Genomic DNA, 21,377 nt, shown 5'->3' with positions numbered 1-21,377 from the left:
TTAGGATACCGATTTTGCCGCTTTCAGAAGCAGGTCCCGGGTGGCGAGGATGCCCGCTTCCTCCCCCAAAACAGAACCCTCATATTCCACCCCGATGAACCCGGTATACCCGGCATCTTTTACAATCTGCAACATCTTCACATAATCGGTGTGGGTTTCATTCCCCGAAGCATCAAAATCGTGCGACTTGGCGCTGACGGCTTTGGCATGGGGCATCAGCTCCCTGACCCCCTGGTAGCGGTCGTACTCCTCAGCACAACCGGAGCCCCAGTCTTTCGGGTCATTCCGCCGGATACAGAAATTGCCGAAATCGGGCAGGGTACCGCAATTCGGCATCCCTACCTGCTCCATGACCCTTGCCAGCAGGGCCGCATTGGACGAAAGCCCCCCGTGGTTCTCAACCAGTACGTTGATGTTCTTTCCCGCTGCATAGGTCGCCAGGCGGGTAAGGCCATCCACCGAATTAGGGACCCAGGCTTCGGGATCGCTGCTGCCGGCAAGGTTCACGCGAATAGAATGGCACCCCATGGCTGCAGCGGCGTCGACCCATTTGTAATGGTTTTCCACGGCCGCTATCCTTGCGGGTTCCTCCGAGGTGGCCAGGTCCCCCTGCCCGTCGATCATGATCAGTACGTTTTTCAGGCCATGTTTCGCGGCCTCTTCATTGCAGCGGTCCACAAATCGCTGCATCGCTTCCGGGGAATAGGTGGCAGCCTCTAGTTCCTTGCTGTACAGCTGGCTGACATATTCAAGCCCGCTGAATCCCCAGGCTTTTGCCTTTTCCGCAAACTGGTAAGGGTCTACCCCTCCTTCCCGTATCATACGATGGAGGGACCACTGGGCCAGGGACAAGGTAAAAAATGGCCCGGTCTCCGCCTCTGGGTTGGCATCCGTTTCCTCCCCGGCCCCGGACGCCTTGCTCTGATCTTTGCAGGCCGCCAGGCCCACAAGGGAAATCGCGACGCCGGCCTGGGCGCTACGGGATACAAAATCTCTTCGCTTCATGGAGGTATCTGGTTTTTTTTACGCGTTGGCGCGGGCTTTCCCAATGGGGGATACAAAAGGGGAAAACTGTTCCCCAACCATCACAGGCCCTTGTTTTTTGGGCCTTTTGAATGGTTTGCCCTTTGATTTAACAGATTTTAAATGTAGAAAATTAATTTAATATTTAATACTTTTAGAAGCTAAACAAACCTTTTTCATGAGCAAGTTCTATTACAACGAAGAACAGGAATCCTACGATGCGATTGTGGTGGGTACCGGAGTCAGCGGGGGCTGGGCGGCCAAGGAATTGTGCGAAGGCGGCCTGAAAACCCTGGTCCTGGAACGGGGCAGGATGGTGGAGCACATCAAGGATTACCCCACCGCCCATATGGATAACTGGGATTTCCCAAACGGGGGGGAACTGCCCCGAGAAGAAAAGGCGCGACAGGAAAAGCAGGCCCGCACCGGGTACACCGTGAAGGCCCCCCATAATTTCTGGTTTGTGGATGATATTGAACACCCATACAACGAGGTCAAACGCTTCGACTGGATGCGGGGATACCACGTTGGGGGACGCTCCATCATGTGGGGGCGCCATAGTTACCGCTGGAGTGCCATGGACTTCGAGGCCAACCTGAGGGACGGGATCGCCGTGGACTGGCCCGTCCGCTATAAAGATATTGCACCCTGGTACGACAAGGTGGAGGCCTACATCGGGGTCTCCGGTGAAAACCTGGGGCTTTCTCAACTGCCAGACGGCATCTTTGAGCCCATGATGGAGCTCAACTGTGTGGAACAGCACGTGCGCGAAAAGGTTGCTGAGCATTTTGACGGGCGGGTAATCACCGCAGGGCGGGTAGCCCATATCAATAGCGACAAGGAATTCGGCGGGAAGAACCGGCAGCGTTGCCAGTTTCGCAACCGCTGTATCCGCGGGTGTCCGTTCGGGGCGTACTTCAGCAGCAACTCCTCCACGCTGCCGGCAGCAGAAGCCACCGGGAACATGACCCTGCGCCCGGACTCTATCGTCTATGAAGTGATGTACGACCCGGACACCCAAAAGGCCACCGGGGTAAAGGTGATCGACCGCGTGACGAAGGAGAAATACGAATTCCGGGCGAAAGTGATCTTCCTTTGTGCCTCCTCAATGGCCTCCACCGCCATCCTGATGCAGTCCAAATCGGACCGTTTCCCGAACGGGATGGGGAACGATTCCGACCAGCTGGGCCGCAACATCATGGACCACCACCTCGGGGTGGGCGCCGGCGGCAAATTCGACGGTTTTGATGACAAATATTACAAGGGCCGCAAGCCCAACGGGGTCTACATCCCACGGTTCCGCAACCTGGGCGGGAACTCTGATACCGACAAATTCATCCGCGGGTATGGCTACCAGGGCGGCGCCAGCCGGGGCGACTGGCAAGACACCATCAAAGAACTTTCCCACGGGAAAGACCTGAAGGAAGCTATCCTGAAACCCGGGGGGTGGACCTTCGGCATCGGCGGGTTCGGCGAAGTCCTGCCCTATGAAGACAACCGCATGTACCTCGATTACGACAACCTTGACCAGTGGGGGATGCCCACGGTAACCTTCGATGCCGAATTCAGGGAGAACGAATGGAAAATGCGGGAAGACATGAAAGAACAGGCGGTGGCCATGCTCGAAAAAGCCGGCCTCCGCGATGTGGAGCCCTTCGACAACCCCGGGGCCCTGGGCCTTGGGATCCACGAAATGGGGACGGCCCGGATGGGGCGCGACCCCAAAACCTCCGTGCTTAACGGATGGAACCAAATCCATGCCGTGAAGAACGTGTATGTGACCGACGGGGCCTTTATGACCTCTGCCTCCTGCGTGAACCCTTCCCTGACCTATATGGCCTTCACGGCCCGGGCTGCCAGCCACGCCATTCAAGAACTCAAAAAAGGAACGATATAATGGACAGAAGAGTAGCACTTAAAAATATGGGGCTTGCCCTGGGGTATACTGTGGCGACCCCGACGCTCATCAGCCTGATGCAAAGTTGCAGGCAGGAAACCACCCCGGACTGGATCCCTGTTTTTTTCAGTCCTGAGGAAGGGATGGTCCTCAGTGGCCTGGCCGACCTGATCCTGCCCAAAACCGATACCCCATCAGCCTCGGAAGTAGGGGTACCCCAATTTATCGACCAGTATATGAACGAGGTTTCCGAGATTCAGGAACAGGAGTTTATGAAAATGGGGTTAAGCCGGTTCATAGAAAAAGCGCTGGCCGATTCCGGTAAGGCAGCCGCCGCCGACCTGACACCGGAAGACCTCGAGCCCGTATTGGCCGCCGGCCTGAAAAAGCGGGAAAAAGAGGAGGAAAAACAACTCTTCGATACGCTCATGACCTACAACAAGGCCGTAGCGGAAGGGAGGACGGCCGAACTGGACGAGGAAGTGTCCCGCACGGCCTTCGCCACCCAGTACCGCGATGCCGTGATTTGGGCCTACAAAAACACTGAACAGGTAGGGGAACAGGTATTGGCCTACCTTTCCATCCCGGGGCAGTATATCGGGTGTGGTGACCTCGATGAACTAACCGGCGGCAAAGCCTGGTCACTGTAGGGAAACCGCATTTGAAACGCAGGAACTTCATGAAGAATTCAGGGCTTGCCGCCGGCTTTGTTTCGGCGGGGGGCCCTTTTGTTTTTGGGAGTCCCGGAATACCCCCCGCTGACCCCTTCCGGTTGCAATTCGCCCCCCATCCCGGGATGTTCCGTGCCCATGCCGGGGATAACCTCCTCGACCAGCTGCATTTCATGGCAGACCAGGGCTTCACGGCTTTCGAGGACAACGACATGCGGTTGCGGCCCGTGGCCGAACAGGAGCAAATGGGGAAGGTTATGGCGGAACGGGGGATCAGGATGGGGGTCTTTGTGGCCCATACCATCGCCTGGAGCGAGGCCAACCTGGCTTCTGGCGACCCCTCAGGCCGCGAAACCTTCCTGAAGGAAATCGAATCCTCGGTGGATGTGGCAAAACGGGTGGGTGCGACCTGGATGACTGTGGTTCCGGGGCATGTGGACCTAAGTCAGTCCATGGGCTACCAAACTGCCCACGTTATCGAAAGCCTGAAAAGGGCATCGGAAATCCTGGAGCCCCATGGCCTGGTCATGGTCCTGGAGCCCCTCAACTTCAGGGACCACCCCGGCCTTTTCCTTACAGGCTCCCCCCAGGCCTATGAAATTTGCAGGGCGGTGGCTTCACCCTCCTGCAAAATCCTCTTCGACATTTACCACCAGCAGGTACAGGAAGGGAATCTCCTTCCAAACATCAGCGCCTGCTGGGATGAAATCGCCTACTTCCAAATTGGGGACAATCCGGGGCGTAAGGAACCGGGAACCGGGGAAATCCATTACGCCAATGTGTTCCGATTCCTCCATGAGAAAGGGTATGCCGGTATCCTGGGTATGGAGCACGGAAATTCCATCGAAGGCAGGGAAGGGGAAACAGCAGTAATCAGGGCCTACAGGGACGTGGACCCCTGAGCAGTTTATCGAAAAGTTCGGTATCGCAACGATTTTTGTGCTACTTTGCCCCTGGTAACCCGGCCCGATATGGGGTTTGGGGGAACCGATAGAACCCAAATCTATCCTGCTTATGGACCCAATGAACACCTACCTGCTGGTACTGGCCAGCTATGCCATCCTCTACCTGTTAGTCAGTTTTGTCTATCGTTCCTTTTTCCAGGAGCCTTCCCCTTCCGGCCCTGTGAGGGAGTCCGCCTCAGACCAGCGAGTGGGCCCGGAGTAGGCAAAATGGAAAGGCGGTAATCCAAATCGGGGTTTTTTACCGTATTTAATTAAACCCTTTTAGGTATTGCTGACATGGACCACTACCTCATCCTTTTGATGGTCTATCTCCTTATCTTCCTGGCCGGGCGAAACTTGATAAAACCCCTGTTGGAAAAATAAGGTGCTGCCCCCCAACCGGGCCAAAAAGAATGCCCCAGAAAGCCGATCCGGCCTTGCTGAGGCATCCTCACTTGAAATAAACACTAAACTTTCTCCCTTTTCAGCCCCTGATGGGAGGGACTTCGCTTAAGAGCCGCACATCAGGCAGTCATCGTCTCCCTGTGCAGCCCGGGCCTGTGCGATAAGGGCTTTCATTTCGTCTTCGCTCATCGGCGCCGTATCTCCTTCCTGTGCCTGAACGGGGGTCGCCTCTACCTTGAGGTTCCCGGCCAGCGTCAGGTCTGCTCCCGCTTCCTGGGCCTGCACCACGGCAACGGGTTCACTTTTCTTCGAATTGTCGAGGGTGAATTTAATGGCATCCACGGCCGCTTTGGTCCTCAGGTAGTACATCCCGGTTTTCAGGCCGCTCTTCCAGGCGTAGAAATGCATGGAAGTGAGCTTGGCGTAATTGGCATTTTCCATAAACAGGTTAAGGGATTGGCTCTGGTCTATGAAATAGCCCCGTTGCCGGCTCATATCGATGATATCCTTCATGCTGAGCTCCCATACGGTTTTGTACAGCTCCTTGATCTCCGCAGGGATCCCATCGATGTCCTGTACGGAACCGTTTGCCCGCATCAACTCCTGCTTTAGTTCCTCATTCCATAAGCCAAGGTTCACCAGGTCCTCCAAAAGGTGTTTGTTTACGACGATGAATTCGCCGGAAAGCACCCTGCGGGTATAGATGTTGGAGGTATAGGGCTCAAAACATTCATTATTCCCGAGGATCTGGGAGGTGGAAGCCGTGGGCATTGGGGCCACCAGGAGGGAATTGCGGACGCCGTGCTTTTTGATGCTCTTGCGCAATTTGTCCCAGTCCCAGCGCCCGGAAAGTTCCTCGTCCTTAATCCCCCACATATTGTGCTGGAAGAGGCCCTGGGAAATCGGGGAACCTGAATAGCTCGAGTACGGGCCCTCCTCTTTGGCCAGTTCCATAGAGGCGGTTGCCGCGGCAAAATACAGGGTCTCGAAGATTTCCTGGTTCAGTTTCTTGGCCTCATCGGAAGTAAAGGGCAGGCGCATCATTATAAACGTGTCCGCCAGGCCCTGCACCCCAAGGCCCACCGGGCGATGCCTCATATTGGAGTTCTCCGCTTCCTTGATCGGATAATAATTCCGGTCGATAACCCGGTTGAGGTTGCGGGTCACCCGCTTGGTCACTTTAAAGAGCTCCTTGTGGTCAAAACTGCCGTTTTTGACAAACATCGGCAGGGCAATGGAAGCCAGGTTACAGACGGCTACCTCATCAGGGGCGGTGTATTCGATGATCTCCGTACAGAGGTTTGAGGAGCGGATGGTCCCCAGGTTTTTCTGGTTGCTTTTGCGGTTGGCGGCATCTTTGTAGAGCATGTACGGGGTACCCGTCTCTATCTGCGATTCGAGGATTTTTTCCCAAAGGTCCCTGGCGCGGATGGTCTTGCGCCCTTTTCCCTCCTCTTCGTACCGGGTGTATAGGGCCTCAAATTCTTCGCTATGGGTGGTAAATAGCCCGGGGCATTCGTTCGGGCACATCAGGGTCCACTGCCCGTCTGCTTCCACCCGCTTCATGAAAAGGTCTGGGATCCAGAGGGCGTAGAACAGGTCCCTGGCCCGCATCTCCTCTTTCCCGTGGTTTTTCTTCAATTCCAGGAAGTCGTAAATATCGGCATGCCAGGGTTCCAGGTAGATGGCAAAACTCCCCTTGCGCTTTCCTCCGCCCTGGTCAACATACCGGGCGGTATCGTTGAAAACCCGGAGCATCGGTACGAGGCCGTTCGAGGTGCCATTGGTCCCCCCGATGTAAGATCCCGTGGCCCGGATATTATGCACGGACAACCCAATGCCCCCTGCAGACTGGGAAATCTTGGCTGTTTGCTTCAGGGTGTCGTAAATCCCGTCAATGCTGTCTTCTTTCATGGCCAGCAGGAAACAGGACGACATTTGGGGCTTGGGCGTACCCGAATTGAACAGGGTCGGGGTGGCGTGGGTAAAATACTTTTTGCTCATCAACTCGTAGGTCTCCTTTACGGCCTCCATGTCATCGAGGTGGATGCCCACAGCCACCCGCATCAGCATATGCTGGGGGCGCTCTGCGATTTTTCCGTTGATCTTGAGCAGGTAGGAGCGCTCCAGGGTCTTGAACCCGAAGTAATCATAGCCAAAGTCGCGGTTGTAGATGATGGTGGAATCGAGCTCCTCGGCATGCCGGCTCACCACGGCGAACACCTCGTCGGAAAGCAACGGGGCCTTTTTGCCCGTGCGCGGGTTCACGTACTCGTAAAGGTCCTTCATGGCCTCTGAGAAGGACTTCTTGGTGTTCTTATGCAGGTTGGACACCGAGATGCGCGCCGCGAGCTTGGCGTAGTCGGGATGTGTGGTGGTCATGGTCGCCGCGATTTCCGCTGCCAGGTTGTCCAGTTCGGAAGTCGTTACCCCGTCGTAGAGGCCCTCGATGACCCTCATGGCCACCTTAACCGGATCGACCAGGTCGTTAAGGCCGTAACACAATTTGCGAATGCGCGCAGTGATTTTATCGAACATCACCGGCTCTTTCCGTCCATCTCTCTTTACTACATACATGTTGCTGCTATTGGTTTAGTGGTTGCTGAGTTGCTCCTAGTTCCTGTTGTTATCGATAAGCCTTCCGGTGACGCATTGGAGTGCGCCGGGTGGCAGTGGTTCAGAAATCCGCGTCAAAACTGATCTTCTGGGCATCCTGGTCCTTTTCCTTGTTCAGCACCCCGGCCTTCTGGTACTCGGAAACCCGTTTCTCGAAGAAATTGGTCTTGCCCTGCAGGGATATCATGTCCATGAAATCGAACGGGTTAGTGGCATTATAGACCTTTTCGCACTCCAACTCCACCAGCAACCGGTCGGTGACGAATTCCAGGTACTGGGTCATGAGCTTGGCGTTCATGCCGATAAGGCTGACCGGCAGGGATTCGGTAATGAATTCCCGTTCTATGTTCAGGGCATCCACTATAATTTCCGTAATCCGCTCTTTCGGCACCTTGTTCACCAGGTGGTGGTTATGAAGGTGTACGGCGTAATCGCAGTGCATCCCCTCATCCCTCGAAATGAGTTCGTTTGAGAAGGTCAGGCCGGGCATCAGGCCGCGTTTTTTCAGCCAGAAGATGGAACAGAATGCCCCGGAAAAGAATATCCCCTCCACGGCGGCAAAGGCGATCAACCGCTCCGCAAAACTGGGGGATTCAATCCACTTCAGGGCCCAGTCTGCTTTTTTCTTTATGGCGGGAAAATTTTCGATGGCCTTGAACAGGACATTCTTCTCCTTCTCATCCTTCACATAGGTGTCGATGAGCAGGGAATAGGTTTCGGAGTGGATGTTCTCCATCATGATCTGGAACCCGTAAAAAAACTTTGCTTCGGAATACTGTACCTCGTTTACGAAATTCTCCGCCAGGTTTTCGTTTACAATCCCGTCTGAGGCAGCAAAAAAGGCAAGGATATGCTTGATGAAGTAACGCTCGTCGTCGTTGAGCTTGTTGTTCCAGTCGCTCAGGTCCTGGTGGAGGTCGATTTCCTCAGCCGTCCAGAAACAGGCCTCGCATTTCTTATACCATTCCCACAGGTCGTGGTGCTGGATGGGAAAAATCACAAAACGATCGGCGTTCTCTTGCAAGATGGGTTCAACGGCTGCTGACATACGGATTTCTTTAGGGTTTTGGTGCCAAAAAATTAGGTGTGAAAACGGTGTCCCGTAGGGACTAACAAATATTTAAAAACGAAGTGGGAAAGTAAAGGTTGTTTGCCCAAATCCGCTTCAAAGTTTTTAACACAACCTGTTGAAATCTAGGCTCAAGAGCCGTTGGGCCGATGTTTGGCGCAGGTGAAAAAAAATCTGTCAAAGAAAACAAGCCTCAACAAAAAAATAAACCGAACAGTAGTTTATCTAAACGTACTCTTCGGTTTATTTATGCGTCAAACGGTACGGCTCCAGGGTGCATCCATTTGGAAGCGGGCCAGCATGCCGATCCAGGTAGTTCCCCCGAAACCTGAATTCGAACCCGCCAGGAGGCTTTTTCCAGCCCAGGCGTTTCACTGGCCCGACTACACCCTTTGCTTCAAAACACAGGGAGCCGTACCCGATTGTTTGACCGCATATCACATTTCATCGACCCTCCTCTCCAAAGACAGAGCCAGGGCCCTGAACCCTCCGGTAAGATGGATCTGTCGCCCCTCTTCATCCTTCAAAATGATGTCGAGGTTACCCGATACCGCATCCGGGCCGGCTTCTGTAATCATTATTTTTCCGGATTCCGTAAAATACAGGGTCGGGGCATCGCCCCGAAGATCTGCATAACCGAAAACTGTGCTGAATCCGTTCATCGACCCCTTGTCCTTGCGGCTGGTGCGATATTCTTCCGGGCGTATCGCCTCCCCGGAACCCGCCAGGGGGATCAGAAAACCAAACCCCGTGCCGTCATCGGCTGACGGGTTTACTAAACGAAGCTTAAAGACCCGGGAATCCATCAGGCCCTTGCGCCCTGCATATTCAAAATAGGCTGGCCCGCGGAAAATTTCCTTTTGCCCTTCCTGAAGTGCATTGAGCGCATACTTCCCGGGGGCCAGGTCATCCCCATCTAAAGCGCGGCCGGGGGCCATATAAGACAGGATTCCTATCAACACCACCCCGGCAAGGACAGGCAGTATCCAGCGCCATACACGACTTGAAGGCTGGTTCATGGCTTACGGTTTTTCTGTTGGGGTCCCCCTGGGGATTGAAGTCCCTTCCCGGGCATGTCGGCGGGTTGCTGTGTGGGCCTGGCCTGATGCGCAGTCGCCATGGGCGTTCCCGAGACCCCCTGGCGCCGCTCGGAATCGCTGACCACCGCCAGGACGAGGCTTGCCAGAAAAGCGATAAAAAAGAAGCAACAGCGTTTCATCGTTTGGTTTACTCTAACCCCTTCAAATAGAAAGGGCTTGTTTTGAATTAACGGTTCGAAACTACGGGCTTTACCCCTCAGGGATTGGGGTAAATGTACAGACCGTGTTAAATAATGTATAAAACGCAGCCCCCAACCAACGGGCCGGACTGCCTGCACGGCAAATACTTCCCCGGGGAGCCCCTCCCCGGGAAACCTTTCCTTATAGGGACCCCCCTGGCCAATTTCACATGAATAACGCCCCATGGTAAGGTATTTAAAGCTGGGGGCACATCTTCCCCGGGGAGAATCGGAAGTTTGATGTAACTTTGACTATTAGCACTGTCACCCCTTTTGACATGATTGAGGCCGTACTTGTTGATGATGAGGAAAAAGCACTGCAAAGTCTTCAATGGGAACTCACCCATTTTTCGAATGAAATTGCAGTGGTCGCCTCCTTTACTGACCCCTTCAGGGCCCTGGATTACCTGCATGAAAATACCCCCGACTGCCTGTTCCTGGATATCGAAATGCCGACCATGGATGGTTTTCAGTTCATCCAGAAGTTGCAGAACAAGGATGTGGCCGTGGTCATTACCACGGCCTACAACCAATATGCCATCAAGGCCCTGAAAAATGAAGCGATCGATTACCTGCTCAAGCCCATCGATGCCGACGACCTCCAGGAAACGATTGCCAAAATCCAGAAGCACAACGCCCGCCACCTGACCGCGGAACGCCTCGAAAAATTCCTGATGTCGCAGCATTCTGGATCGCAGCACAGGAAAATCACCCTGAATACCGATGGAAAGCTCGTATTCCTGGAAAACAAAGACATCCTGTTCGCGGAATCCGACGGGAACTACAGCACCCTTTTCCTGACCGATGGCCGCAAGATCGTGCTGACCAAAAAACTAAAAGAAATAGACCAAATCCTTCCCAAAGACACTTTTTTCAGGGTGCATAATTCCTATGTGATCAACTTGAACAAAGTGAAGGAGTTCCTCAAAACCGACGGGTATGTCGTCCTTGAATCGAATCACAAAATCCCGGTTTCCCGTCAGAAGAAGTCCGATTTCCTGGACCTTATTTAAGCCTTGCTGAACATGCCGCCACGCGTTTCCCGAATTTTCCTGTTGCTTATGGCCCTTGGCCTGTGGCTGGAGGGCCCGGCCCAGGACGTTCCGGCAGACTTCGCACGCCTGGCCGACAGCGTGATCGACCTGGGTCCGAAGACCTATGAGGAACTGGATGCCGCCCTTAGGCCTTTCCGGAGGGATACCGTGCTGATGGGATACTTTTCCCGCCGCTGCCAGGAGGAAGGCTTCCTGGACGGCCTTGCATACAGCTACAACCAAACCGGCATCCTTTACCGGAATACCTCCGACTACTCCAGGTCCATCGAATTCCACGAGCGGGCCCTTGATGCCGCCAAACAAGCCAATAACCTTGAATTCAGGATCTTTAGCCTGAACATGCTGGGGGTGGTGTACCGCAGGCTGGATGCCATCAAAACCGCCCTGGATTACAGCCAGGAAGCCCTTAGCCTGGCCGACAATGTGGAAGAGCCTTCGCTGGGGATACGCCGGAGCCGCAATGTTTCCCTTAACAGCATCGGTAATATCTACCAGGCCCTGGAACAGTATGGCCAGGCCATTGAACACTTTCAGAGGTCGTTCGAGCTGGAAGCGGCACTGGACAACAAGTATGGCATGGCCGTTAACCTCCAGAACATCGGGGAATGCCTCGAGGCCCAGGGGAAGATGGATGAGGCCCTGGAAAGTTTTCGAAGGGCCGCAACCTATGACCGTGAAATCGGGTCGGAGCGGGGGGTTGCCATTTGCCAGAACAGCATTGGAAGGATCTACATCAAGCAAAACCGTTTCGGGGAAGCCCTTGAACTCCTGGCACAGGCCCTGGAAGTATCTGAAAAGACCAAAGACCAGCACATCATCGTCCCCATATACAACAACCTGGCATGGGCACACCTGAAATCCGGCAACCATAAAAGGGCTGGAGAGTTCCTGCAAACCGCCATCGAGAAAGGAAAGGAACTTGGGCTGCTTCGCGACATTTCGCAGAGCTACTCCCTGCTTTCCGACCTGGCTGCCGATCAGGGCGACTACCAAAAGGCCCTGCAATACTTCAGGCAGTCTGAGGAGTTCCAGCACCAGATCGCCAATGACGTCAACAACAAATACGTCAATGACATCATCCTCAGGTATGGGTCCGAAAAGCAAAAAAACCAACTCGCTATTCTCGCCCAGGAAAACGAGATCATCAACCTGAAATTGAGGCGCAACCGGACCACCTTATTGATCGGGGCCCTGCTGCTGGTGCTCTTTACCCTGATCCTTTATATCATCTACCGGCAGTACCAGCTTACCAGCGAGAAGAAAATGATGACGCTGGAGCAAACCATGCTGCGCAGCCAGATGAACCCCCATTTCCTCTTCAACTCCCTGAATTCCATTAAGCATTACATCATCAACAACGAGCAGAAAAACGCGGTCCATTACCTGAACAAGTTCTCGAAGCTGGTGCGGAAAATCCTGGAAACCTCTTCCATGAAGGAAATTTCACTGGAGGAAGAACTGGAAACCATTACCCTCTACATGAACATTGAAAACATCCGCTTCAATGATGAAATCGACTTTGGGGTGGAAATCGACCCGGAGGTGAACCCGGCCTTGGTGAAAATCCCGTCGCTGATCCTCCAGCCATTCCTCGAGAATGCGCTTTGGCACGGGCTTTCTTCCAAAGAGGGGGAAAAGAGGATCCGGATCGTCGTCTCCCAGGACCATCCAGGGTTGATCCGCATTGCCATCCGCGATAATGGCATTGGGCGGGAGGCCGCGGAAATATTAAAGGAATCCAAAGTACTCAAGCGCAAATCGGTGGGCATTTCCATTACCAGGGAACGCCTTGCCAATTTTTCCAGGATCTTTCAGAACTCCTTTGACCTCAGCATCAGGGACCTTTATGGGGACGATGGCGCCGTGGAGGGTACGGAAGTAGTGCTTACCATCCCTACGATTTGAGGTGTTCGCCGGCAACCGCCTCCAGCTCGGCATACCAGGCCTGGCCGAATTTTCTGATCAGGGCTTCCCTGACGAATTTGTAGATGGGAACCTTAAGGGCGGTGCCCAGGGAACAGGCCGGGTCGCAAATATGCCACTGGTGGTAGTTTACCGCGGTTATGCGGGTATATTCCCTTACCCGGACCGGGTACAGGTGGCAGGATACCGGTTTTCGCCACGGTACCGCCCCCTCATTGAAGGCCTTTTCGATACCGCATTGGGCCACCCCGCCCACAAAAACGACATAGGCACACTCTTCTCCATCTACCAGGGGGGTTTCCCATTCCCCGTCTTCCCCTTTGACATAGGTCCCCTGGGCCTCAATCGCCCTGATGCCTTCGGGCCGTAAAAAGGGCCTGACCTTTGGGTAGAGTTCCTTCAGGATTTGGGTTTCCTCCTGCTCCAGCGGGGCACCCGAGCTGCCGGCAATGCAACAGGCCCCTTTGCAGGCCTGCAGGTCGCATACGAAGGATTCTTCCAGGATTTCTTCAGAAACCAGGGTTTCCCCAAGCTGGAACATGGTTGCTAAATAAATGGGGTTGTCGGGGTAAAGATATTGAATCTGCCCTTTGCCTGCGCAAATCCACGGAAAGGTGTTTTCCGGTTTGCGCGATCACCGTACCTTTGCCCCGAACTTTATGCAACGTCCATGAACCTTGATTTAAGGGAAATCATTTCGGCAACCATGATTCTCTTTGCCGTGATCGACATTGTGGGGAGCATCCCCATCGTAATCGACTTGAGGAAAAAGGCCGGGCATATCCAGTCCGAAAAGGCCTCCGTGGTGGCTGCGATCATTATGGTGGCCTTCCTGTTTATCGGGGAAGAGATCCTGAACCTCATTGGGATCGACGTGAATTCCTTTGCCGTGGCAGGGTCCTTCGTGCTCTTTTTCCTCGCTATTGAGATGATTCTGGGAGTGACCCTTTACAAGGACGATGCGCCCCAAACCGCCTCCATAGTGCCCCTGGCGTTTCCCCTTATCGCAGGGGCCGGCACCCTGACCACCCTGCTTTCGATCAGGGCGGAATACCATGTGGTCAATATTATCATCGCCATCATCCTGAACATCATCTTTGTTTACCTGGTCCTGAAATCGTCGTCCCGTATAGCCCGCGTGATGGGACAAAGCGGGCTTAGTGTCATTCGCAAGGTCTTTGGGGTAATCCTGCTGGCCATTGCGGTAAAACTCTTTGCCACCAACATCAACGGCCTTTTTTAAGGCGCTGAACACTCCCCTATGAAAAAGCCTGTACTCCTCACCATCATTATCCTGGCCCTGGCCCTGGTGGCCTATAATGTGACCCTTGTGGATTTTGAAAACCCACTGGAGGGGGACAGCCTGATTGCACTGATCGGGGTACTCGCCGCCCTGTGCGCCCTGGTCCTGACCCTCATCTACCACACTTCCAGAAAAATCCAGAAAAGGCTCGACGAGGAATAGGCCCTGGTTCAGGATTCTTCCTGCCCGCCCCTGAGGGTGGGGCTGTCCAGTTCCAGGACTTTCTGCAGCATGGGGTCTGCAGGTGCCAGGATTTCGGCTTTCAGGTCGGGGGAAAACAGCTGTTCGGCAATAGCGGCCTTCACATAGCGTTTCAGCAGGTCTTTATAGGCATAGAAATCGAGCCTGAAATTATAGCGGGTCAGAAAATCGATCGCCCGTTCGAATAAGATGTCATCGGTGTTGAAATCGCGCACGAAGTCTTCGGCCCCATAGGCGTCATACCGGGTGCGGTCTTCCTCGAGGTGTTCAAAGGCAAAGGAAGAGAAGTACCCGCGGGCATCCAGGGCAGCCAGGGCTTCCTCTTCATTGCTGCCGATAGGGACAAAGACATCCGGGATTATGCCGCCTCCCCCATACACCACCTTGCCTCCCGGGGTAACGTACTTCAGGGAATCCGACACCCTGATGCTGTCCACGGACTCGAGCTCCCCGTTATGGAAACGCTCCACAAAATCGTGGTAGTAGTCTTCGGTTCCATTCTGATAGTCGCGTTGTATGGAGCGGCCGGTTGGGGTATAATACCGGGAGACCGTCAGCCGTACCGCAGATCCGTCCCCCAGCGCCATCTCCCTTTGCACCAGGCCCTTCCCGAAAGAACGCCTGCCTATGATGGTCCCCGCATCATTGTCCTGCAAGGCCCCGGCGATAATTTCCGATGCCGAAGCGGAGCGCTCGTTGATCAGGACAAAAACGGGCTTGCCTTCAAACCCCCCCCGGGAAGTGGCATAGGTTTTTTCGACCTGCCCCTTTTTGTTTTTGGTGAACAGGATCAGCCTGCCCCCGGGCAGGAAGGCATCGGCAATTTGCTCGGCCACATTCAGGTATCCGCCCGGGTTGTCCCTGAGGTCCAGGACCAGTTTTTGGGCCCCGTCGGCCGAAAGGGAGACAAGGGCTTCATTGAATTCATCGAAGGTGGATTCCGCAAAGCGGTTCATCCGGATGTACCCCAGGCCAGGGCGGAGCATGTAAAAGGCGTCAATGCTCCTGATGGGCACCCGGTCCCGCTGCAATCGGACGCGGAAAGTGCGGCCTTCCGATTTGCGGTATACGGTCAGGACCACTTCGCTGCCCTGCTGGCCCTTGAGCCGGTTTACGATATCCTCGTTCATCAGGTCCCTGCCGTAAAGGGTGTCGCCATCGGCCAGAAGGATCCGGTCCCCGGGGCGCAACCCCCTCCGCTCACTGGGCCCTCCCCGGATCAGCCGGGTGACGGTTATGGTATCGCGATACATCGAAAAATTGATGCCAATACCCACAAAATCGCCTTTCATGTTTTCCGATACCCGCTGCATTTCCTCTTTGGGGATATACACCGAATGTGGGTCCAACTTGTCGAGGATGTTGTTGACGGTAACATCCACAATGCTATCGGTGTCGACCTGGTCGACATATTCATAATCGATGTAATCGATCAGCCGGTTGAGTTTGTCTTTTTTGGAGTTGGTGCTGAACAGCTTTTCGGGGGTGTCCCCAAAATGAAGCTTGCCCCCCATAAAAATCCCCAGGGCAAGGGCGGCCGCCACAACTACAGGTGCCAGGTAATAATTCCTTTTCATGTTATTCCCCATTCATTTAAACCAGGTCTTCGATGTGCGGGAGGTGGAGCAGTTCCACCCCGGCGCGCTCCAGGAAATCCAGCCCGGAACCATCCTTGTAGGCGTGTTGGTAGACTACCCGACGGATGCCGGACTGATGGATCAGTTTACTGCATTCCCGGCAGGGCGAGAGCGTAATATAGAGGGTGGCTCCCTCACAGGATTGGGTGGAGGCCGCCACTTTCGAAATGGCATTGGCCTCCGCATGAAGGACATACCACTTGGTATATCCGCTGTCATCCTCGCAGATATTCTCGAACCCCGTGGGGGTGCCGTTATACCCGTCTGAAATAATCATGCGGTCCCTGACGATGATCGCCCCGACTTTCTTGCGCGTGCAATAGGATAGTTTTCCCCATTCATGGGCCATCCTCAGGTATGCGCGGTCGTATTTCTCCTGCTTTTTCTTTTTCACCTCTATGCTTAAACGCCGCCGGCCGGCCGTTTCTTGCGCTAATGGACTAAGATACCGGCTTTCAGGAAGTCCGGCAACCTTTACCGGGTTAATTTTTAGTGAAAAAGGGAGGCTCAGGAAAAAATGAGCGTCAGGGAAATGGCGGCAATCAGCAGGCTCACCCCCCACACGTAATAACTTCGCTTCACTTTAAGCCATTCGGTTACGGCGTAGGTAAGCCCCATAACCACGACCAGGACCAGGAGTTGGGCCAGCTCTATCCCCGCCGCGAACCCCAGCAGGGGGCCTGTTTTTTCATCTTCCCCCGCCATCAGCATCCTGAAATAATTGGAAAACCCCAGCCCGTGGATCAACCCGAAAAAACCCGTGGCCCATAAATCGAGGTGGAAGGCCCGGGAAAGGGTTTCGCCCCTCCCCTCCACATAAAGGTTGAAAAGGGCCGTGATTAAAATCGTGATCGGGATCAGCAGTTCCACCAGGCCGGAATCGACCTCCACTACCCCGTAAGCCGACAGGGCCAGGGAGATGCAATGGGTAAGGGTAAAGAGGGTGGCCAGCCAGAAGACTTTCTTCCACTCCCCGAACGAAAAGGGAAGGGCCAGGGCCGTAAGGAACAGGACGTGGTCGTATCCGGCAGGGTCCAGCACATGGAAAAAACCGAGGTCTGTGTAAAACAAAAAATCATTCATGGAATCACCTTTTTAACGGCACACTAAAGGCCCCGATCGCGCTGTATCTGCTCATAGGCCTTTTGCACCTGTTTGAACTTTTCCTCAGCCCCCTTGCGGATGGCTTCGTCCTGGGTATTTACCCGGTCGGGATGGTATTTTTTGGCCATGTTCCTGTAGGCCTTTTTAACCTCTTCATCCGTGGCCGTGCGCTCGATTTCGAGGATGGTATAAGCCGTATCCGCAGACTCGAAAAACATGGCTTTGATGCTTTCGAAATCGCGCGGCCCAATCCTGAGGTACCGGGCTATTTCCAGCAGTTTTTCGACTTCCGCAGGGCTGACCCGCCCGTCTGCCCCGGCAATCCCAAACAGGAAATGCACCAGCTGCAGGCGGACCTCATACCGGGTGCGCTGGGCGAGGTGAGAACAGATCTTCTCGGCCGAAACCTCCCTCTTCTTCACTACTTCGTTGAACGTCCTGAAGATGGCATTGGCCTTCTCCCGGCCATAGGTAGACAAAAAATACCGCCTGACGTAATCCAGCTCCTGCTGGGTTACCTTCCCATCGGCCTTGATCACGATGGAACAAAGGGAAATCAGGTGGAGTTCAAAGTCCTGGGGCGATACCCGGGCGCGGCCGAAATCCTGAAAAACAGAACCTTCCTTCCTGCCCATGCTATCGATGAGGGATCCCAGGAAGAACCCCAACAGGGCCCCGGGCAATCTGAACAATAAGTAACCCACCAGGGCGCCAACCCATCTGGCCATTTTAGAAAATTTGGGCAAAGATAGGGGTTTCCCCATGAATATTGCCCGCAGGAGCCTGGCCCGGAGGGGTTAGTTATCTTGGCTTCTTTTTGTAACTTTGCCCCACTTACTAAAAAGAAAAACATATGTACCCAGCTGAGTTAGTTAAACCCATGCGAGAGGATCTGGCCATGGCCGGGTTCGAAGAATTATATAGTGCAGAAGCCGTTGAAAACGCCATCAAAGCCGAGGGCACTGTATTGGTAGTGGTCAATTCCGTTTGCGGATGCGCTGCAGCCAATGCACGGCCTGCCGCCAAGATGAGCCTGCAAAACGCCAAAACGCCTGAACGGTTGGTCACTGTTTTTGCCGGGGTGGACCGGGAGGCCGTGGATGCCGCGCGCAACCTTATGGTTCCCTTCCCGCCCTCATCGCCGAGTATGGCGCTGTTCAAGGATGGGGAACTCGTACACATGATCGAAAGGCACCATATCGAGGGACGGCCGGCGGAAATCATTGCCGACAACCTCATCCAGGCCTTTGACGAATTTTGTTGATCCCCCCGGGGATCCCTGAAGAAAAAAGCCGCTATCCCGTAGCGGTTTTTTTATTTTTGTACTCCATGCAAAAAGTACTGTCGTATCCGGTTTCCGCGGTTTACCTGATCTTTTTCGGGCTTGCCCTGCTCGCCTTCCACCCTGTGCAGTGGCTGTGCCTGAACCTCTTCGGCTATGAGGCCCATAAAAGGAGCGTAAGCCTCCTGAATTTATGCCTGATGCGCTGTACCCATATCCTGGGGACCGGGTACCGGTTCGAAACCCGTGCCCCCATGCCCGAAAAAGGGCCCCTGATCATTGTGGCAAACCACCAGAGCATGTACGACATCCCCCCGATCATCTGGCACCTCAGGAAATACCACCCGAAGTTTGTGAGCAAAAAAGAGCTGGGCCGGGGGATCCCCAGCGTTTCCTTCAATTTAAGGCACGGCGGGTCAGTGCTTATCGACAGGAAGGACCGAAGGCAGTCCCTGCAGGCCATCCGGTCGCTGGGGGAATACATTGAAAAAACGGGGCGCAGCGCGGTGATTTTCCCCGAAGGTACCCGAAGCCGCACCGGGGAGCCCAAACCCTTTCGCACAGTCGGGCTGGAAGCCCTTATCAAGGCTTCCCCCTCGGCGCAGATCCTCCCGGTCACGATCAACAACTCCTGGAAGATGCTCCGGTTCGGGAAGTTCCCCCTTGGGCTGGGCAACTGCATCTCCTTTACCCTGCACCCGGCCATGCCCGTAGACCCCACCCGTGCAGCGGAAACCCTGGCCGCGGTGGAGCAGACCATAACCTCCCACATACGCTGGAAGCCATGAACGACGCCCAACTTATCGAGAAGACCATTGCCTATGTCAGGACCGGGCTCGAAAAGGCTGAAGGTGGCCATGACTGGTTCCACATAGAGCGCGTCTTCCGAAATACCTTGCGAATCGCCAGGGAAGAATCCGTGGATGTGCTGGTGGTGAGCCTCGCGGCCCTGCTACACGACATTGCGGATGCCAAATTCCACGGGGGGGACGAGGAACTGGGCCCGCGGAAGGCCGATGAATTCCTGCGGTCGCTGAAGGTGCCCAAAGCGACACGGAAGCACGTGGTCAATATCATCCGCAACATGTCGTTCAGGCATAGCCTGGGGGCTGAGAAAAAGGGCTTCCATTCCCGGGAACTGGAAGTGGTGCAGGATGCCGACCGCCTCGATGCCATGGGGGCTGTAGGGATTGCCAGGGCCTTTAGCTATGGGGGGCATGCGGGCAGGAAGCTCTACGACCCCGATATCAGCCCTAACCCGGCCATGGACAAAGCGGCCTATAAAAATTCCAAAGGCCCCACCATCAACCATTTTTACGAGAAGCTCCTGTTGCTGAAAGACCGGATGCATACCCCGACCGGAAAAAAACTGGCAGAACGGCGGCACCAGTATATGCTGGATTTCCTGGAAGAATTCTTCGGGGAATGGAACGGAGAGTCCTGAGCCTGCTTCCTGCTGCCCGGGCATTAGGACGGAGCGCCATACTTTTTGTATCTTCCTTGCGCCAATTCTAAAATTGTCCTGATGCAAAGAAGATCTTTCCTGAAAAATGCTGCAGCCAGTACGGCCGCCTTTACCATTGTCCCGAGCTACGTCCTTGGAAAGGGGCACGTTCCCCCGAGCGATACCCTATATGTGGCCGCCTTCGGGGTGGGCGGTCGGGGCGCCGGCGTAATGAACGGGCTGGATGAGACCGGAAAAGTAAAGTACGTAGCCCTTTGCGACGTAGACCAGCGGCGGGCGGCAGGGAGTTTCAAAAAATACCCCAAAGTGCCCCGCTACACCGATTTCAGGAAGGTCTTCGAGGAGCGCCTGAAAGACATCGACGCCATCATGGTGGCTACCCCTGACCATACCCACGCCGCCATCGCGCTCCCCTTTATGAGGGAAAAAAAGCACGCCTATGTGGAAAAACCCCTTACCCACAACATCAGGGAGGCCCGCCTGATGACGCAAGTAGCCCGCGAAATGGGGATCGTTACCCAGATGGGGAACCAGGGGGCCTCAAGCGACGACAGCCGCAAGGCCAAAGAATGGGTGGAAGCTGGGGTCATTGGCACGGTGCAGCGCGTCGATTGCTGGACCAACCGGCCGGTATGGCCACAGGGAATCCCCCTCCCTTCCGAAAAACACCCCATCCCCGAAGGGCTCGACTGGGACCTGTGGCTGGGCCCGGCATCAATGAGGGATTACAACGACGCCTACCTCCCCTTTAAATGGAGGGGGTGGTGGGATTTCGGCACCGGGGCCCTGGGCGACATGGGCTGCCATATCATGGAGACCCCGTTTACCGTGCTTGACCTGATGTACCCAAAAGAGGCAGAAGCCAGCTGCACCACCAACTGGGTGGGTGATTTCGTGGAGGCCGATTACAGCGCCTCCTGCCCCTCTTCCTCCATTGTGCGTTTGAAGTTCGATACCCCGGCCCACGGGGAGGTAGCGCTGAACTGGTACGACGGAGGCATCCTGCCCGACCTGCCGGACGAACTCAAAGACGGTGAGACCATCGGGGATACCGGGGGAGGGACTATATTTTACGGAAGCAAAGGCATCCTGGTCTGCGACGTGTATTCGAGGAATGCCCGCCTGCTGCCTTCACAAATGATGGGTCTGCTGAACCCCCCTGAACCCAAATACCCGCGGATAGCCGGGGATGTAGCGGGACATCAGCGCAACTGGGTTGAGGGCTGCCTGAACGGGGTGTCGACCTCCTCGGATTTCAGCCGTTCCGGACCGCTTACCGAAGCCGTCCTCATGGGGAACCTCGCCATCCGTGCCTTTCAGCACAAGACCCTGAAGCCCGGCAAAAAACTGGGCGACTGGGATCCGTTCATGTATCCCGGACGGCGAAAAATCCAGTGGGACGGGGCCAATATGCGGGTTACAAACTACGACAAGGCGAACGACTGGGTTACCGGTTCGTACCGGAAGGGCTGGGAACTGGGCTAGGCTTTGCGCGGCCGGCCC

At 54.9% G+C, this 21,377-nt stretch carries 21 protein-coding genes; 12 read left to right on the top strand and 9 right to left on the bottom strand.

What is annotated here, in order from left to right; all coding sequences use genetic code 11:
• Positions 1 to 1,005 carry a sugar phosphate isomerase/epimerase family protein gene (locus tag NG653_RS05785; RefSeq protein ID WP_252740732.1) on the bottom strand — a complete coding sequence of 335 codons (1,005 nt, stop codon included), beginning with the start codon at positions 1,003 to 1,005 and terminating at the stop codon, positions 1 to 3.
• Positions 1,006 to 1,201: 196 nt separating this feature from the next.
• Here NG653_RS05785 and NG653_RS05780 point away from each other — a divergent pair, with 196 nt between their 5' ends.
• From NG653_RS05780 to NG653_RS05765, 4 genes are all read left to right on the top strand, one after another.
• A complete protein-coding gene (locus tag NG653_RS05780) occupies positions 1,202 to 2,920 on the top strand; it encodes a GMC oxidoreductase (RefSeq protein WP_252740731.1) in 1,719 nt (572 codons plus the stop codon).
• On the top strand, positions 2,920 to 3,570 hold the full coding sequence (locus NG653_RS05775; protein WP_252740730.1) for a gluconate 2-dehydrogenase subunit 3 family protein: 651 nt from the start codon (positions 2,920 to 2,922) through the stop codon (positions 3,568 to 3,570). The genes NG653_RS05780 and NG653_RS05775 overlap by 1 nt, the downstream gene beginning before the upstream one ends.
• Positions 3,571 to 3,599: 29 nt before the next feature.
• Positions 3,600 to 4,493 carry a hydroxypyruvate isomerase family protein gene (locus NG653_RS05770; RefSeq protein ID WP_252740729.1) on the top strand — a complete coding sequence of 298 codons (894 nt, stop codon included), beginning with the start codon at positions 3,600 to 3,602 and terminating at the stop codon, positions 4,491 to 4,493.
• A gap of 112 nt (positions 4,494 to 4,605) precedes the next feature.
• On the top strand, positions 4,606 to 4,758 hold the full coding sequence (locus NG653_RS05765; protein ID WP_252740728.1) for a hypothetical protein: 153 nt from the start codon (positions 4,606 to 4,608) through the stop codon (positions 4,756 to 4,758).
• 287 nt (positions 4,759 to 5,045) lie between these two features.
• Here NG653_RS05765 and NG653_RS05760 read toward each other — a convergent pair whose 3' ends face one another.
• The 3 genes from NG653_RS05760 to NG653_RS05750 all read right to left on the bottom strand — a co-directional run bounded on the left by NG653_RS05760 (position 5,046) and on the right by NG653_RS05750 (position 9,644).
• Positions 5,046 to 7,517 (bottom strand): ribonucleoside-diphosphate reductase subunit alpha, encoded by a 2,472-nt coding sequence (locus NG653_RS05760; RefSeq protein WP_252740727.1) that lies wholly within the window; start codon positions 7,515 to 7,517, stop codon positions 5,046 to 5,048.
• Positions 7,518 to 7,617: 100 nt separating this feature from the next.
• Complete coding sequence (locus NG653_RS05755) at positions 7,618 to 8,604, bottom strand: ribonucleotide-diphosphate reductase subunit beta (RefSeq protein ID WP_252740726.1); 987 nt, start codon at positions 8,602 to 8,604, stop codon at positions 7,618 to 7,620.
• Positions 8,605 to 9,062: 458 nt separating this feature from the next.
• Positions 9,063 to 9,644, bottom strand: coding sequence for a hypothetical protein (locus NG653_RS05750; protein WP_252740725.1), 582 nt, complete (start codon positions 9,642 to 9,644; stop codon positions 9,063 to 9,065).
• A 538-nt stretch (positions 9,645 to 10,182) separates the two neighbouring features.
• On the opposite strand from NG653_RS05750, the gene NG653_RS05745 reads away from it, so the two are divergent.
• Both NG653_RS05745 and NG653_RS05740 read left to right on the top strand, forming a co-directional pair.
• A complete protein-coding gene (locus NG653_RS05745) occupies positions 10,183 to 10,917 on the top strand; it encodes a LytR/AlgR family response regulator transcription factor (protein WP_252740724.1) in 735 nt (244 codons plus the stop codon).
• A 12-nt stretch (positions 10,918 to 10,929) separates the two neighbouring features.
• Positions 10,930 to 12,864, top strand: coding sequence for a tetratricopeptide repeat-containing sensor histidine kinase (locus NG653_RS05740; RefSeq protein WP_252740723.1), 1,935 nt, complete (start codon positions 10,930 to 10,932; stop codon positions 12,862 to 12,864).
• Here the strand turns inward: NG653_RS05740 and NG653_RS05735 are convergent.
• Positions 12,854 to 13,423 (bottom strand): DUF3109 family protein, encoded by a 570-nt coding sequence (locus NG653_RS05735; RefSeq protein ID WP_252740722.1) that lies wholly within the window; start codon positions 13,421 to 13,423, stop codon positions 12,854 to 12,856. The genes NG653_RS05740 and NG653_RS05735 overlap by 11 nt on opposite strands.
• A gap of 129 nt (positions 13,424 to 13,552) precedes the next feature.
• Between NG653_RS05735 and NG653_RS05730 the strand changes: the two genes are divergently transcribed.
• Together NG653_RS05730 and NG653_RS05725 are read left to right on the top strand one after the other, a co-directional pair.
• Positions 13,553 to 14,125, top strand: coding sequence for a MarC family protein (locus NG653_RS05730; protein WP_252740721.1), 573 nt, complete (start codon positions 13,553 to 13,555; stop codon positions 14,123 to 14,125).
• A gap of 18 nt (positions 14,126 to 14,143) precedes the next feature.
• The gene (locus tag NG653_RS05725; protein ID WP_252740720.1) at positions 14,144 to 14,347 is read left to right on the top strand and encodes a hypothetical protein; all 204 of its coding nucleotides are present in this window, start codon (positions 14,144 to 14,146) and stop codon (positions 14,345 to 14,347) included.
• An 8-nt stretch (positions 14,348 to 14,355) separates the two neighbouring features.
• On the opposite strand, the gene NG653_RS05720 is transcribed toward NG653_RS05725, so the two are convergent.
• From NG653_RS05720 to NG653_RS05705, 4 genes are all read right to left on the bottom strand, one after another.
• Positions 14,356 to 15,963: a S41 family peptidase gene (locus NG653_RS05720; RefSeq protein WP_252740719.1), complete on the bottom strand. Its 1,608-nt coding sequence runs from the start codon at positions 15,961 to 15,963 to the stop codon at positions 14,356 to 14,358.
• Positions 15,964 to 15,979: 16 nt separating this feature from the next.
• On the bottom strand, positions 15,980 to 16,417 hold the full coding sequence (locus NG653_RS05715; protein ID WP_252740718.1) for a deoxycytidylate deaminase: 438 nt from the start codon (positions 16,415 to 16,417) through the stop codon (positions 15,980 to 15,982).
• 113 nt (positions 16,418 to 16,530) lie between these two features.
• Positions 16,531 to 17,106: a HupE/UreJ family protein gene (locus NG653_RS05710; protein ID WP_252740717.1), complete on the bottom strand. Its 576-nt coding sequence runs from the start codon at positions 17,104 to 17,106 to the stop codon at positions 16,531 to 16,533.
• Between the two features lie 23 nt (positions 17,107 to 17,129).
• A complete protein-coding gene (locus NG653_RS05705; RefSeq protein WP_252740716.1) occupies positions 17,130 to 17,855 on the bottom strand; it encodes a TerB family tellurite resistance protein in 726 nt (241 codons plus the stop codon).
• A gap of 125 nt (positions 17,856 to 17,980) precedes the next feature.
• On the opposite strand from NG653_RS05705, the gene NG653_RS05700 reads away from it, so the two are divergent.
• From NG653_RS05700 to NG653_RS05685, 4 genes are all read left to right on the top strand, one after another.
• Positions 17,981 to 18,391 (top strand): BrxA/BrxB family bacilliredoxin, encoded by a 411-nt coding sequence (locus NG653_RS05700; RefSeq protein ID WP_252740715.1) that lies wholly within the window; start codon positions 17,981 to 17,983, stop codon positions 18,389 to 18,391.
• Positions 18,392 to 18,456: 65 nt separating this feature from the next.
• Positions 18,457 to 19,197, top strand: a complete 741-nt coding sequence (locus tag NG653_RS05695) for a lysophospholipid acyltransferase family protein (RefSeq protein WP_252740714.1) — start codon at positions 18,457 to 18,459, stop codon at positions 19,195 to 19,197.
• A complete protein-coding gene (locus NG653_RS05690) occupies positions 19,194 to 19,853 on the top strand; it encodes an HD domain-containing protein (protein ID WP_252740713.1) in 660 nt (219 codons plus the stop codon). The genes NG653_RS05695 and NG653_RS05690 overlap by 4 nt, the downstream gene beginning before the upstream one ends.
• Positions 19,854 to 19,934: 81 nt before the next feature.
• Entirely contained in the window at positions 19,935 to 21,359 is a 1,425-nt protein-coding gene (locus NG653_RS05685; protein WP_252740712.1) for a Gfo/Idh/MocA family protein, read from the top strand.
• Positions 21,360 to 21,377 lie beyond the last annotated feature (18 nt).

Source organism: Robiginitalea marina, assembly GCF_024006985.1.
Classification (GTDB): domain Bacteria; phylum Bacteroidota; class Bacteroidia; order Flavobacteriales; family Flavobacteriaceae; genus Robiginitalea; species Robiginitalea marina.
Note: the sequence above shows the minus strand (reverse complement) of the source record. Positions and strands in the feature narration are given on the sequence as shown.